The organism is Pleomorphochaeta sp. DL1XJH-081 (assembly GCF_049310885.1).
Lineage (GTDB): Bacteria > Spirochaetota > Spirochaetia > Sphaerochaetales > Sphaerochaetaceae > CAYZJV01.
This window is the reverse complement of the sequence record NZ_JBMDYO010000225.1, coordinates 1-231: the sequence shown is the minus strand read 5'-3', so window position 1 is coordinate 231 and position 231 is coordinate 1. Positions and strand designations below refer to the sequence as shown.

Sequence of the window (231 nt, the reverse complement as noted above, 5' to 3'; positions counted from 1 at the left end):
CATCGGCGTAGGAGGAGGCGCGGATGGAGAGAGAAGACGGGGCGGCGGTGGGGCTGCAGCGGACGGCGGCGGCGGAGGGCTGGCGGAGGAGGGTCTGGCCGCCCTTGACGAAGTCGGATTTGTCGAGGACGGGAGATGACTTGAGGAGTGAAGCTGAGGCCATTGCTATGAGTGTGGTTCTTGTTTTTTTGTGCCGCCTTCAAAATCTTATCTCTCTCTCTCTCTCTCTTC

1 protein-coding gene is annotated in these 231 nt (G+C 60.2%); it reads left to right on the top strand.

What is annotated here, in order from left to right:
* Positions 1 to 23: 23 nt before the first annotated feature.
* A partial coding sequence (locus tag ACODJP_RS14545; RefSeq protein WP_422482715.1) for a hypothetical protein occupies positions 24 to 231 on the top strand: 208 nt, incomplete at its 3' end.